The organism is Pseudomonas sp. GW460-LB5, assembly GCF_059423245.1.
Genome location: NZ_JBWKXT010000072.1, coordinates 1 through 13462 on the forward strand (window position 1 = coordinate 1; position 13462 = coordinate 13462).

At 59.4% G+C, this 13462-nt stretch carries 11 protein-coding genes; 5 read left to right on the forward strand and 6 right to left on the reverse strand.

What is annotated here, in order from left to right; genetic code table 11:
• Positions 1–322 precede the first annotated feature (322 nt).
• Together AC07XM_RS27675 and AC07XM_RS27680 are read left to right on the forward strand one after the other, a co-directional pair.
• On the forward strand, positions 323–1600 hold the full coding sequence (locus tag AC07XM_RS27675; protein WP_095115528.1) for a bifunctional O-acetylhomoserine aminocarboxypropyltransferase/cysteine synthase: 1278 nt from the start codon (positions 323–325) through the stop codon (positions 1598–1600).
• A gap of 64 nt (positions 1601–1664) precedes the next feature.
• Complete coding sequence (locus AC07XM_RS27680) at positions 1665–2429, forward strand: hypothetical protein (protein ID WP_102690191.1); 765 nt, start codon at positions 1665–1667, stop codon at positions 2427–2429.
• 220 nt (positions 2430–2649) lie between these two features.
• Here the strand turns inward: AC07XM_RS27680 and AC07XM_RS27685 are convergent, their stop codons facing one another.
• The 3 genes from AC07XM_RS27685 to AC07XM_RS27695 form a co-directional block, all read right to left on the reverse strand.
• On the reverse strand, positions 2650–3012 hold the full coding sequence (locus AC07XM_RS27685) for a hypothetical protein (protein ID WP_023048181.1): 363 nt from the start codon (positions 3010–3012) through the stop codon (positions 2650–2652).
• A 151-nt stretch (positions 3013–3163) separates the two neighbouring features.
• Positions 3164–3388, reverse strand: a complete 225-nt coding sequence (locus AC07XM_RS27690) for a hypothetical protein (RefSeq protein WP_016487712.1) — start codon at positions 3386–3388, stop codon at positions 3164–3166.
• Between the two features lie 117 nt (positions 3389–3505).
• On the reverse strand, positions 3506–4579 hold the full coding sequence (locus AC07XM_RS27695) for an aldo/keto reductase (protein WP_102690190.1): 1074 nt from the start codon (positions 4577–4579) through the stop codon (positions 3506–3508).
• Positions 4580–4914: 335 nt separating this feature from the next.
• On the opposite strand from AC07XM_RS27695, the gene AC07XM_RS27700 reads away from it, so the two are divergent.
• Positions 4915–8127 (forward strand): T6SS effector BTH_I2691 family protein, encoded by a 3213-nt coding sequence (locus AC07XM_RS27700; protein WP_102690189.1) that lies wholly within the window; start codon positions 4915–4917, stop codon positions 8125–8127.
• Positions 8124–8939 (forward strand): DUF6708 domain-containing protein, encoded by an 816-nt coding sequence (locus AC07XM_RS27705; protein WP_371919288.1) that lies wholly within the window; start codon positions 8124–8126, stop codon positions 8937–8939. The genes AC07XM_RS27700 and AC07XM_RS27705 overlap by 4 nt, the downstream gene beginning before the upstream one ends.
• 202 nt (positions 8940–9141) lie before the next feature.
• On the opposite strand, the gene AC07XM_RS27710 is transcribed toward AC07XM_RS27705, so the two are convergent.
• Both AC07XM_RS27710 and AC07XM_RS27715 read right to left on the reverse strand, forming a co-directional pair.
• Positions 9142–10533 carry an amino acid permease gene (locus tag AC07XM_RS27710; protein WP_060517249.1) on the reverse strand — a complete coding sequence of 464 codons (1392 nt, stop codon included), beginning with the start codon at positions 10531–10533 and terminating at the stop codon, positions 9142–9144.
• A gap of 80 nt (positions 10534–10613) precedes the next feature.
• Complete coding sequence (locus tag AC07XM_RS27715) at positions 10614–11438, reverse strand: phytanoyl-CoA dioxygenase family protein (RefSeq protein ID WP_060517248.1); 825 nt, start codon at positions 11436–11438, stop codon at positions 10614–10616.
• 138 nt (positions 11439–11576) lie between these two features.
• Here AC07XM_RS27715 and AC07XM_RS27720 point away from each other — a divergent pair, with 138 nt between their 5' ends.
• Positions 11577–12500: a LysR family transcriptional regulator gene (locus tag AC07XM_RS27720; RefSeq protein WP_060517246.1), complete on the forward strand. Its 924-nt coding sequence runs from the start codon at positions 11577–11579 to the stop codon at positions 12498–12500.
• Here the strand turns inward: AC07XM_RS27720 and glsB are convergent, their stop codons facing one another.
• On the reverse strand, positions 12501–13409 hold the full coding sequence (gene glsB / locus AC07XM_RS27725) for a glutaminase B (protein ID WP_016487718.1): 909 nt from the start codon (positions 13407–13409) through the stop codon (positions 12501–12503).
• Positions 13410–13462: the final 53 nt, after the last annotated feature.

Consider the following 13462-nt stretch of genomic DNA (forward strand, 5'->3'; position numbering starts at 1 on the left):
ACCATGACCACCACCGTGCCCCCCGCCACCACCTGGCGGCATGAACATCCAGCAACCCGACAGGCTGGATACCAGGACTGCAACCAGGGCTGCACGGAAAAGATGTTTCGACTTCATTGAACGCTCCACAGGGTTAGATCTGCTGCCTGCCAGTAGCAGTCTGGCAGCGAGCGGATTCTAGAACTGCAGGGTGATGGCACAGGGAAACTTTGCATATCTTTACAGTCGGGTGGAGTGACTGACGCTCTAAAGCGTCCTTGACCCACGCCCTTCCACCGCCGCATGCTCGAACGCTTCCACCCCACGCTCAAGGAACGATTGCATGAAGCTGGAAACACTCGCCCTCCACGCGGGCTTCAGCCCCGACCCGACCACCAAGGCCGTGGCCGTACCGATCTACCAGACCACCTCCTTCGCCTTCGACGACACCCAGCACGGCGCGGACCTGTTCGACCTGAAAGTGGCAGGCAACATCTACTCGCGCATCATGAACCCTACCAACGATGTGCTCGAGCAGCGCATGGCCGCCCTCGAAGGCGGGGTGGGCGCGCTGGCGGTGGCCTCGGGCATGGCGGCCATCACCTACGCCATCCAGACCGTCGCCGAGGCCGGCGACAACATTGTCTCGGTGGCCAAGCTGTACGGCGGCACCTATAACCTGCTGGCCCACACCCTGCCGCGCATGGGCATCCAGACCCGCTTCGCCGCTCATGACGACGTCGCCGCCCTCGAAGCGTTGATCGACGCGCGCACCAAGGCGGTGTTCTGCGAGTCTATCGGCAACCCCGCCGGCAATATCGTCGACATTGCCGCACTGGCCGAGGCCGCCCACCGCCACGGTGTGCCACTGATCGTCGACAACACCGTGGCCACCCCGGTGCTGTGCCGACCGTTCGAGCATGGCGCGGACATCGTCGTGCACTCGCTGACCAAGTACATCGGCGGCCACGGTACCAGCATCGGCGGTATCGTCATCGACGCCGGCACGTTCCCCTGGGCCGACAACAAGGAGCGTTTCGCCCTGCTCAACACCCCCGACCCGTCCTACCACGGTGTTACCTACACCGAAGCTTTCGGCCCCGCCGCCTTCATTGGCCGATGCCGTGTGGTGCCGCTGCGCAACACGGGCGCCGCGCTGTCACCGTTCAACGCCTTCCTGATCCTGCAAGGCCTGGAAACTCTGGCCCTGCGCATGGAGCGCCACACTGAAAACGCGCTGAAAGTTGCCCATTACCTGCAAGCCCACGACCAGGTGGCCTGGGTGAAGTACGCCGGGCTGCCCGACCATCCCGAGCATGAACTGGCACAGCGCTACACGGGCGGCAAGCCAGCGTCGATCCTGTCGTTTGGCATCAAGGGCGGCCAGGTTGCCGGGGCGCGCTTCATCGATGCGCTGCAGTTGGTAGTGCGCCTGGTGAACATCGGCGACGCCAAGTCACTGGCTTGCCACCCCGCCTCCACCACTCACCGCCAGCTCAACGACGAGGAGCTGGAAAAAGCCGGCGTGCCGCGCGACATGGTGCGCCTGTCGATTGGCATAGAGCACAGCGACGACATCATCGCCGACCTGGCCCAGGCCCTGGAGGCCAGCCGCGGGTGATGCATCCGCGCCCCACCCAATGCCGACGGCGGGCGCACCTTCATTTAGCCTGGATACACCCGCAATGACCCTGCTCTACCTGAAACTTATCGTCACGCCCCTGCTGATGTGGGCCATCTCCCTCGCCTCGCGGCGCTGGGGCGGTTTGCTGGGTGGCTTGCTGTCCGGCCTGCCGATCACCTCGGCACTGGTGATGACTTTCCTGTGCCTGGAACAGGGCAATGCCTTCGCCTTGGGTGCAATAACCGGTGCACTGGGCGGCCTGGCGGCAGTGCAGGCCACCTACACCTTCTATCTGTTGGCCACGCGCAGGCTCGGCGTTGCCTTGGCAGCCATGCTGGCGTTGCTTTTCTATGGTATGGCCGCCTATGCGTTTACCCACTGGGGCAACCTTTACCTGTCGATTGCCGTGGCACTGGTGCTGATCGGCGTGCTGATACGCGCCAGCGGCCGTGAACCAGAACCAGATACCTTGGCCCGCCCCAGGCACCGGTACTGGGAAATCCCGCTACGCATGGTGTCTGCCACATCCCTGCTGATGATCACCACCAGCCTGGCCAGCTGGCTGGGCCCGGCGACCAGCGGGATGCTCGCGCCGATACCGGTGATTGCCTGGCCGCTGGTGGTGTTCGCCCATGTGCAAGGGGGGCGCCCCGGGATGGTAGCAATGGTGCGGGGCAATGCGATCGGGGCGGTTGGGGTGATCGCATTTTATCTTGTATTGGCGGGGCTGCTCGAAACGTGGGGCGTTGGCGTTACCATCGGGCTGGCCATGGCTTGTGCTGTGCTGCTGACCGTTGGGCTCGCCACTGTGTTGCGGCGGCGTTGATGCGCCATTTGGGGCTGCTGCGCAGCCCATCGCGGCACAAGGCCGCTCCTACATGGACCGCGTAAATCCTGGGCTGTGCACCCTGTCTGTGGGAGCGGGCTTGCCTCGCGAACACCGGCGCAGCCGGTGCCATACCTGATGGAAAAGCGGCCGATGAAGCCAGGCTGGCAGGCCCAGGACGCCGCACTGATTTGGCATCGGCCCTGAAATGCAAACGCCATCAACGCGGTTGAGGATGCTCGGCAGACACCGAGTTATTGGCCTCCACGTCTTTCATTTCCTCTTCAATCGGGCCGTCATCATCTGCGGGTAATGGCACCTCTGCGTCACCTGCACCAGCCTGCTCATCGTTGGTTCTTGCGGTGCCGTTGTCCCGGTCAAGCTGCCCGTCCTGGTCTGAACCGGGATTGCCGGGAGGTGGGTCCCAGTCTACGGGGCGATTCTCGGACCAAGCCTCACCGACGCCTTGCTTAGGCTCGGACTCAGCCTGTTCAAGGCCCGAGCCATGGCCCGCGCCTGCGTCGGTGGTATTTTCGGTTGGTCCCGGGTACGGCGAGTCGGGGCCATTGTGGTCGATTGCCATGGGCGTTCTCCTGGTTGCAGCGCAGCAAGGGTGCGCCTGTTGTTCAGAGAGCAATCGGCTGGCGAGAGTGCCTTGTGTTCGACCGGTGGTGCAAAAGGCCGGGCTCGCGGCTTTTGCTGGCCAGGTTGCAGGCGTGTTGCACCGGTATCCGTCAAGCCAGGTGGATTTGCGATAAACCCAGTACCTGGGCCTGCGCGAGAACCTGCTGAGGGGTGGCGTCGGCGGGCGGCATGACCAAGCTGTTCTCCCCATCACCAAAGTGCAGCACCATCAGGTGAAGCGCCGCTTCGTGCAGGGCGAGCTTGGGCTGCTTAAGTTCGAAGGTATGAGTGGCCGATTGGCCGTTGATCAGATAGCGAACTGTGTACGCGTGCATGAGAACCTCAAAAGCAGATAAGGGGCTCATTACCTGACCAACCGGGCAGGAATTAATTCATAATGCCTCGATGATGACGCAGCAGGCGCTTCAGCGCACCGCCGCGTCATACGCCGATCATGGCTGCTGCAGCTTCATCGTCTTGCGGTGCAGTTCGATGAACGGCGCCTCCGCCGGATCGATGCGGTCCATGCCTGCCGCAATGCGGTGCCAGTACGGATACTGCGGTGCAATGCGCGTTACTTGCTCGAGCTGCTCCAGGTCGTCTGCCGTGAGCACCAGCTCCACCGCCTGCAGGTTGTCGTGCAACTGCTCGAAGGTACGCCCTGCGGTGATGGCGCTGGTTATCCCAGGCCGGTCTTTGAGCCAGGCCAAGCACACCCGTGCCGGTGAGCACGCGTGGCGCTGGGCGATTTCAATCAGTGCCTCGATGATGTCGTAGGCCCGCTCGCGGTCGTGCACGTAAGGCTCCGGCCAATCATTACCCTGGCGGGTACCCTCTGGGGTCGGCTGCCCGCGCCGCACCTTGCCGGTCAGCAAACCCTCCCCCAGCGGCCCCCACACCAGCGTCGCGAAACCCTGGTCGATGGCCATCGGCAGCAACTCGTACTCTGCCTCGCGGGCCTCAGGGGTGTAATAGATCTGCTGGGACACCGGCTGCTGCCAGCCGTTGAGGCGGGCGCAGCCGAGGGTTTTCATCATTTGCCAGGCGGTGTAGTTGGAGGTGCCGAAGTAACGGATCTTGCCGCTTTGCACCAGGTGGTCCAAGGCCGCCAAGGTTTCCTCGACCGGCGTGACACCGTCCCAGTTGTGGATCTGGTACAGGTCGATATGGTCGGTACCAAGGCGCTTGAGGCTGGCCTCGCAGGCGCGAATCAGGTGATAACGCGACGCCCCGCTGTCGTTGGGGTTGTCGCCCATCGGGCTGCGGGCCTTGGTGGCGAGGATGATGGAATGGCGTCGCTGCCCCAGCGCAGTGCCAACGATTTCTTCTGCCAGGCCGTGGGAGTACAGGTCGGCGGTATCCACCAGGTTAACCCCGGCATCGAAGGCCATGTCGAACATACGCCGCGCCTGGTCGACATCCACGCTACCCGTTTTTTCGAACGCGCCACGCCCGCCGAAGGGGACAGTGCCAACCACCAATTCTGAGACCAACAGGCCGGTGTTACCGAGTGCACGATACTTCATGGACAACCTCTTTTGCGCAAGACATGGAAGTACCGACGGTGCTGGGAGCTGAAACGTTCAATCTGATCAGCCGGCGAAGCTGCATGCACCTGAGTTGTGGGAGCGGGCTTGTCCCGCGAAGCAGGTGACGCCGTGCAGGCACCGGCTTTGCGGTGTTTGCGGGCGCGCCCCCCTACACGCCTGCGCCTGACTCGAGAGCCCGTCAGTGGAAAAAATGTCCAATGGTTGATTTAGAGACGTTTCCTACACGGTTTTAAGACGCCCATAAACCTCCGGCAAGCGATTCCTCGTTAGTGTTCAGGGACCATCACGGTCCTTTCAATGCGAGGTCGTTTTTGACAATCAGCCAACGTATCGCCATTGCGGCAGCCGAAGCCGGGCTGCCGCATGACCAGTGCATGTCTTGCGAACGCCAGGGCCTGCCGATCCTGCCGCTGCGCCGCGCCCTGGTACCGGATACCCGACAGGAGTGCATCACGACTGTGGCGGGTAGCCAACATATCTCGGGGAAGATGGGCCTGCGTACTTTGCGCATGGGTTACCTGTATGTACTGCTCGATCAGCAGGTCTGGCATGCCTACGAAGTCAGCGAACAGGGCCACCTGCGCCGCTTCAACCCCTACGAACCGTCTGACGGCCTACCCGCATCGCTGCCCGAAAAATGCGTGAATGAAAACCACGACATTCCTTCATCCTTCCTGAACATCGATACCGACCGGTATGGCACAGCCTGGCTGGCCTTCTCCAGCGATGCCTGGCCGGTCAGCGTGCTGAATGCCTACAAGAAGGGCCAGGCACCTGCACATTGCTTCGAGGGGATTGACCTGACCCAGGCGCGTAACAACCCAGAATTACTGGGCATTGCAATGACGCCGGATAACCTGCAGGTCGACAAGGATGTGTTCGAGTACGCCCAGCATGGGTGCTCGCCGTTTGACAGTGCGCATGGCTTTCACACTCGCAAGCTGCGCAGGTTTGCCTTGAAGGGATACCTGGTCAACGCGATGAACCGGCACACGCTGGAGAACGGCGTGCTGGCAGTGGTGCTCGACGATACCGTTGGCCTGATTCAGGAATTCAACCATCAGCGGTTGACCTGGGTGGTGAAGCGCCAGGTCTGGCGTGAGGACCCCATGCGTGCCTACCAGCTGCAGACCTCGCAGATCCTGCAAGTCATTCGTGCCACGCAGCGAGAGTGGGCGGCGCAGAAGGTACCGTCGCTGGAACCCATGACCGGCGATGGGCCGCCGGTGTTCGTCGACCCGGCAGTGGAGCGTCAACGATTGGTAGAACGAGCCCAGCTGGAAAGTGACGAGCGCCTCGAAGAGCGCTACCACGAACCGAAGCGAGCGGCGTTCCAGGCCGAGTATGACCAGCAGGAAGCCGAGTTCCAGCGCTACATCGACAAGGACGCCCGTGCTTACGCCGCGCTGTTCGACACGCCCATGTTCAAGGTGGCCGAGCAGTACGATTACGACGGCGATCATCGTGAGTCTGGCGTGGCGTATGCCAAGACCATGGCCTTATGCCTAGGTGGCAGTATTACCGAGGCGGTGGCGTCCGATGTGAGTCCCGCTGCCGGCACCAGCGAAACGCTCTGGCAGAAATGGCTACAGGATCCTGATAGCCCTCCCTATCGCGCGTTGTTGATGCGTGACCGTGCGTTGTTGGCCGGGCTGCTTCCCAGCTTTTCCGACGTCACCAACTGGAATGACAGCGACAAGCTCTACGGCATGTTGAGCAAGATCATTGCGAGCGACGACGCCGGCTTGCGCATGCGCAATACCTTGAAGCAGGCCATTGCCGAAACCCAGGGCGCGCTCAACGCTGCCAGCCAACGTTTGTCGCCCAATTTGCCACCTGGCATCCAGACCGCCGTGCGGCACCTGAACAGCGCGACGCAGTTTCTCTACAACGGCGTGCACCTCATCGAGCTGGAAGTGAAGATGAAGCTGGGCGAGTACTACGCCCTGCAGAGTGCCCATTTACGCGAATTGCAGCACAAGGCCAATGCCTCGATTGCCGAGGCCAGGGACCGGATGCATCGCAACATCGCTGACATCGACATTCATTCGACCAAGGCCTGGAACAAGGTGCGGCCGATCATCCAGCACGGGTTGATGAGCCTGGCCGTGCTGGACCCGCGGTTTACCAACACCATGATTCGTGTCTCGGTGTGGGTCGAGGGTACCGCGGCGGACGTGCATGGTCGGTTGTTTGAGGAAGCCAACATGAAGGTAACTCAGGCAAGCAGCTTGGCGCAGCGTACCTTGGTGGAGGTCTCGGTCGCGGCGGGGACGCTCGAGTCGAATGCGCGAAAGGTGTTGCAGGGCATGCGTATTACTTCGCAGCAGGCGGCGCAGTTGGTGCGAACCGCGTTTCGCGGCTTGCGGGGTGTGGCGGGAAGCTGGGAAGTACTGCTGGCGATTGGAGGGCTGTACTTGCAATCCGACAGCCTCGCCAGAAATCAGGAAAAAGCGGAAGTGGAGATTGGGTCCAAGGCGCATGAGGCCAAACTGGCGTTGCAGGGTTCGCTATTGGGGATATTGGGCGGGCAGATTGAGTTGATCGGACTCATAACGCGGTCCGGCGCCGGCAACATACATAGGCCATGGGCTAAGGGAGCTGCTGTCACTGGACAGGCAATAATAAAAATCGGTGCTGTACTGAGCACAGTCGCAGGGGTCTTTGACACGGCACAAGCGATTCTGGCAAGACAACGCACTTTGGCCACTGGCGACAGTACAGCTGCACGGCAATATAGAATTGCAGTTTCAGCGTACGGCTTGGGCACAGTGGCGTTTGCGTTTGCAGTTTTCAGGCCTTTAGTATTTGGACCGTTGGGGCTAGCAGTCACATTAACGCTAGTCGCCTACGAGTTTAGCAAGCGAGCAGAAAACAACGAATCAACTGCTCTCGAACGCTGGGCGCGTCGTTGCTATTTTGGGCTTGCTAATGAAACACCTTCCATACACTGGAATGCTCCGGAATTTTCAGACATAGCATTCGCTGAGCTCAATGCTGCGACGTTGGGTGTGCAGGCAAGGCTAAATTTTGAGTCAAGTATGGCTACGGATCCTACACTCCCAAGAATAGGAGGGTTGGTCAGCTTGAACACGGTGCAACAGCTCAAGTTTCTCGTTGCATTACCCAAGTTCAATAAAGCGAAATCCGCATATCGCTGGAAATTGATAGCACATCGTGTCGGTGATGGAGCGTTTCCAGATTATGTTGGCGGAGAAAGTATTGCTTCGGGTGATTACTTTTCGCACCCAATAAGGCCACTTTCCCCGTCATCCTCTTTTTCTAAGTTTACACCCCCGCGACATCCAGACTATGTGAGTGATTTTTCCACTGATGAATATCAAAGACCTTATCCCGGTGAAGATGGCGGTGTTTTTCAGCTTGAGATTTCAGGAGTTGTGCCGCTAGCACCTACGATTGGGAGCCACAGCTTAAGCGCCGCCACCCTGCTGGTTATGTATTGGCCTGACCGCAATTTGCCGGACGCCTATATTGAAGTTTGTTCTCGAGGAATGAATGAATGACATTTAAGCCCAAGGTGTTATGGGAGCGCGGGATAGGTTGGAGCCATGACCTGCCTCCAACGGGAGAGGCACCAGACAGCCACTATTGGGCAGAGACTGTAAACCCCTCACCCAACTATTTTAATGACGTATATCTAGAACTGCCGAGAAAAACAGTAAGTTTGCGAGGGTTTTCAGCGCTCGTCGGCATTCCTGGCTTGTGCTTTTGCGCCGGAATAATACTTTTATTATACTGGGATTTATTTGTCTACGGCTGGACGCGCGACTGGTTAACTAATGTATTGATAGTGCTCGGTCCACCAGCAGCTCTTTGGGCCCTTATCCCTTACATAAAGGAGGATCTTGTCTTGCCCAGAGATGAACCCATTCGCTTCAATCGCCTGCGTCGAAAAATCTACATCTACGAATACCGCTTCGACCGCGTCTTCATCTTCAGCCGCAAGCGCTGGGGTGTCCAACCCGTCGCCTACAACTGGGACGACGTCACCGCCGAGGTCTACCGAATCTACGCCCCTGGCCATGGTGGCCTGATCGAAAACGTCATGCTGTCAGTCCGTAATCCTGAGACTGACGAAGTCATAGATCGTGTCTTCTTCACTCATACCCTGAATGAGGGCGAGGCGTACTGGGCCATCGCCCGGCTCTTCATGCAACAAGGCCCTGAAACCCTGCCCAAGTTCGTGCACCCACCCCGCGACTGGAACGATGACGATGGCCTGAGCCACATGCATTGCTTGGCCCCGAAAGTCCAGTGGCCAACGGAAATCGACCTTGAGTCTCGCACTGCGCCAGCAACGGATGAGGTCTCCTGAAAGCCACCGCTCTCGGTGCTGGCGATTCGGCCAAGATCATGCCTGCAGGACGAGACAGCGCGCTGGATGGCACCGGCTTTGCCGGTGTTCGCGGGTGAACCCGCTCCCACAGGTACAGCACATGACGTGGATATTTCTGCAAGAGCAGCTGCCCAGACAACACCTCGCCATGCGGACGCGAACGCTTCAATGCTTCAATGCTTCAAGCACTCGCTGACACTGGTCGCGGTGTACGCAAGCCCCACAGCCAGTAGCCCAAAGACAGAAGGACCAACCAGCCAACCCCGACATACAGGGCTGTGCGGCTGGCCGGGAACCAACCGAGCACGCCAAAGATGAACACCATGAACGCAATCGCGCACGCTGGCCCTACCGGCCACAGCGGCACCCGATAATCCAGTGCCGCAACCTCCTCCTTGCTCATGCCCCGCCGCATGGCCACTTGCGACAGCAGGATCATCAACCAGACCCAGACAATAGAGAAAGTGACAACCGCGGCAAGCACCAGAAACAAGCCTTCTGGTACCAGGTAATTCAATACCACGCCCAACAGCAGAGCGACGCCCATCACCGCAACCGTCATCCACGGCACACCGAAACGCGACAATGATGCGAAGCCGGCAGGGGCTTGGCCGTTTTGAGCCATGCCGTACATCATTCGCCCGGCGCTGAAGATGTCGCTATTGATGGCTGATACCGCAGCGGAAATTACAACGATGTTCAACACAGTTGCCGCTGAGCTTATGCCAAGGCCACTGAATATCTGAACGAATGGGCTACCGTGGCTGCCAATGCCGGTCCAGGGGTAAATGGCCATGAGCACGAACAGGGTCAGGATATAGAACAGCAGAATACGCAGAGGCACCGAGTTGATCGCCTTCGGCAGCACGCGCTTCGGGTCCTTTGCCTCGCCTGCAGTGATGCCGATCATTTCCACCCCGCCAAAAGCGAACATCACAACGGTGAACGAAGCAATCATCCCACCGATGCCATTAGGGAAGAACCCGCCGTGGCTCCACAGGTTCGAGATGCCGGCAACGGTGCCTGCCCCGTCGTTCAGCTGGATGCCCAACAGCAGCACGGCCCCGCCTGCCACAATCATGGCAACGATAGCGGTCACCTTGAGCAACGACAGCCAGAACTCCATCTCGCCGAACACTTTCACGCTACACAGGTTCAGCGCCCCGATGAAGAGCACTATTCCAAGCACCCAGATCCAGGCGGGTGCCTCGGGGAACCACAGCCCCATGTAGACGCCAAACGCCGTCACGTCTGCCAGGCACACCACCAACATGGAGAACGCGTAGCTCCAACCAGTCAGAAAGCCAAAATAGCGGCCCAGGTATTGGCTGGCATAGTGGCCGAACGAGCCTGACACCGGGTTATGAACTGCCATTTCGCCAAGGGCGCGCATCATCATGTAAATGGCTGCACCCCCTATCAAATAGGCGAGCAACACTGATGGCCCTGCCAGTTTTATTGCCGATGCCGAGCCATAGAACAGCCCCGTACCGATAGCAGAACCTAATGCCATGAAGCGAATATGCCGGGTAGAGAGACCCCGCTTCAGCTGTTGTGAAGATTGAGCGCTCATAGATACCTTCTTGATCTTATTATCAGGTCCGCACAGCGCAGATGCTGTGCGTTTTAATCAGGCACGCATTTATTCAATCATCAAGCTCTTGGCCACAGCACCGGGAACAACTCATGGTTCATTTGGGCACCGCTGGCCAATTGTGTTTCGAGCCCGGGAAACTGGGGTGAAGTTTTCCACTGGCGCGGTGCGTGAGTGATGTCGTCGCCCAGGAAACGCACCGAGAAGGCACGGCGCCGGCGGTTGCCCCCGACCCCTCCAGAAGCGTGCAAGGTCAGCATGTGGAAGAACACCGCGTCGCCTGGGGAGAGTTCCCAGCCAAGGATATGCCAGGCACTGCGATCGGCCTCGATATCCGGCAAGTCAGCAAGGCTCCCCTCCGGGAACCATTGCGCCTGGCTGTCGAGGAAGCTGCGTGGCATCAGCCACGGTCCGAGGTGCGAGCCCGCTACAAATTCAAGGGTGGACTCCCTGGCGACGGGATCGATAGGCATCCACATGCTGCAGTTCTGGCGCCCATCGATGTTGTAGTACGGCTGGTCCTGGTGCCAAGGCGTGCGCTGGCGCGTGTTCGGCTCTTTGACCAGCAGGTGATCGTGATAAAGCCGGGCAGTCTCGCTGTTCATGAGTTGAGCAGCAACGCTACCCACCCGGCTTTCGAAGATGAACTGGCGATAGGCTGCGATATCGCCCCAGTTGCAAAAGTCCTCGAAGAACCAACCCGGGTCGTCGGGGCGGCTCGCCACTTTGGCGCGCTCGCTTGGGGTTTTCAGGTTCTGTTCGATACCCGTTTCGAGCAGTGCAACTTCTTCCGGCGTGAACAGATTACGTACGCAGACAGCCCCCTCACGCTGGAAAGCTTCGATGGTTTCTTCGCTGAGTTGAAATTCGGCGGACTGTTTCATAAAGCACCCTTTGGTCTTTTTATTGGGCAACAGCACCACTGCCAGATGTTAAGCGGACTCTGCAAGGTGCACGGCGAGTATTGCTTTTCGGCACCAATAGGAAAAGAATATATTTCCTAATCCTGAGTATAGGAAAAAATGATAGGGTTCTCATTCAGGCAACTCGAATATTTCGTCGCCGTGGCCGAACACGGCAGCATCAGCGCTGCGGCGAGAGCCCGCCACGTTTCACAGCCCTCGGTGTCAGTTGCCATTGCCCAACTTGAAGAGGCACTGAATGAGCGGCTTTTCCGCCGCCAGGTCAGCCGTGGCCTGGAGCTGACGTCAGCGGGCACGCGATTGCTCGCACAGGCCCGCGATATCATTGGCATGGCCATCGCCATGAATCAGAACGCCGATTCGGCGCAAGGCTTGCTGCGCGGCAATCTGTCGCTTATCTGCTTTCAAGACTTAGGCCCTTACTTCGCACCCCGGCTGCTATCGAGCTTTCGCAAGCAGTACCCCGGTGTCGAGGTAACGCTGTTCGAAACGGACCTGGCAGGCGTGCACCGCCACCTGAGCGCCGGTAAAGCAGAGCTTGCGCTTACTTACGACATAGGCCTTGATCCCTCGCTGCCGCGCCAGGTACTGGCTGAGTTGAAACCGTACGCGCTCATCGCTACGGACCATCGCCTGGCCCACCTGGCAGCGATACCGCTGCATGAACTGGCCCAGGAATGCCTTATTCTTGAGGACATCGCGCAAACGCGTGAGTATTTCCTTTCACTGTTTTGGGCGCACAACCTACAACCGCGCACTCAGCAATACACCCAGACCTTCGAGATGCAACGCGGCCTGGTCGCGCATGGCTACGGGGTTGCCTTGTCATGCACCCGCCCCGCCGGGGACCACTGTTATGACGGTACACCGCTGCTGTGCCGGCCATTACTGGAAGAGGTGTCACCCCAAAAAGTGGTGCTGGCCCAGTCAGGCGCCATGCACCCGTCGCCGGTCGCGGAGGCGTTCAAGGGTTGGGTGACTCAGGAGATAGCAGGCTCCGTTACCGGCGAGCCCGCCCCCTGATCAAAACACCGACCACCCGATCCGTGAACTCAGCAACTCCAGCGCCGCCATGCCCGCGAGGGAGTTGCCCGCAGCATTCAACCCGGGGGACCAAACGCATACGGTAAATTGCCCCGGCACGATTGCCACAATGCCGCCACCCACGCCACTCTTGCCTGGCAACCCCACTCGATAGGCGAAATTACCGGCTTCGTCATACAGCCCGCTGGTGGCCATGATCGAGTTCACCTGCTGGGCCTGGCGCCGGGTGAGGATTTGCTCTTCGCTGTGCTTGCAGAACCCGTCGTTGGCCAGGAAGCAGAATGCCCGGGCCAGGTCCAGGCAGTTCATTTGCAGCGCGCAGTAACTGAAGTAACTGCGCAGCACCGGCTCGACCTCGTTATGGAAGTTACCAAAAGACTGCATCAGGTAAGCCATGGCAGCGTTGCGCGCACGGAACTGATATTCCGAATCGGCGACACGGGCATCGATTGAAATGTGAGGGTTGCCCGAAAGCCGTCGAACAAAATCACGCATCGACAACGTGGGTGCTGCGAAGCGTGACTGGTTGATATCGCAGATCACCAACGCCCCCGCATTGATAAACGGGTTGCGCGGGCGCCCGCGCTCGAACTCCAGCTGCACCAGCGAGTTGAACGGCTGGCCTGAAGGCTCATGGCCAAGCCGCTCCCAAATGGCTTCACCTGAGTGGCCTATTGCCTGGACCAGGCTGAACACCTTGGAAATACTCTGGACCGAAAAAGGCACCCTTGCGTCGCCTGCGCAGTAATGGCTGCCATCGTTGCTATAGACCGCGATGCCCAACTGCTGCGCCGGTACGTCGGCCAGCGCAGGGATGTAATCAGCCACTTTGCCCTTGCCGATCAAGTGGCGTACTTCTTCAAGAATCTCGTTCAACAGCGTTTGCATGAAAGGCCCTGGCTCAATCCCCTTCAGAGGTAGGTAAGGGGTCGCATGCTTGA

Excerpts from the sequence above, each read along its gene's own strand:
- AC07XM_RS27675 (WP_095115528.1), top strand. The coding sequence starts at position 323 with ATGAAGCTGGAAACACTCGCCCTCCACGCGGGCTTCAGCCCCGACCCG.
- AC07XM_RS27680 (WP_102690191.1), top strand. The coding sequence starts at position 1,665 with ATGACCCTGCTCTACCTGAAACTTATCGTCACGCCCCTGCTGATGTGG.
- AC07XM_RS27685 (WP_023048181.1), bottom strand. The coding sequence starts at position 3,012 with ATGGCAATCGACCACAATGGCCCCGACTCGCCGTACCCGGGACCAACC.
- AC07XM_RS27690 (WP_016487712.1), bottom strand. The coding sequence starts at position 3,388 with ATGCACGCGTACACAGTTCGCTATCTGATCAACGGCCAATCGGCCACT.
- AC07XM_RS27695 (WP_102690190.1), bottom strand. The coding sequence starts at position 4,579 with ATGAAGTATCGTGCACTCGGTAACACCGGCCTGTTGGTCTCAGAATTG.
- AC07XM_RS27705 (WP_371919288.1), top strand. The coding sequence starts at position 8,124 with ATGACATTTAAGCCCAAGGTGTTATGGGAGCGCGGGATAGGTTGGAGC.
- AC07XM_RS27710 (WP_060517249.1), bottom strand. The coding sequence starts at position 10,533 with ATGAGCGCTCAATCTTCACAACAGCTGAAGCGGGGTCTCTCTACCCGG.
- AC07XM_RS27715 (WP_060517248.1), bottom strand. The coding sequence starts at position 11,438 with ATGAAACAGTCCGCCGAATTTCAACTCAGCGAAGAAACCATCGAAGCT.
- AC07XM_RS27720 (WP_060517246.1), top strand. The coding sequence starts at position 11,577 with ATGATAGGGTTCTCATTCAGGCAACTCGAATATTTCGTCGCCGTGGCC.
- glsB (WP_016487718.1), bottom strand. The coding sequence starts at position 13,409 with ATGCAAACGCTGTTGAACGAGATTCTTGAAGAAGTACGCCACTTGATC.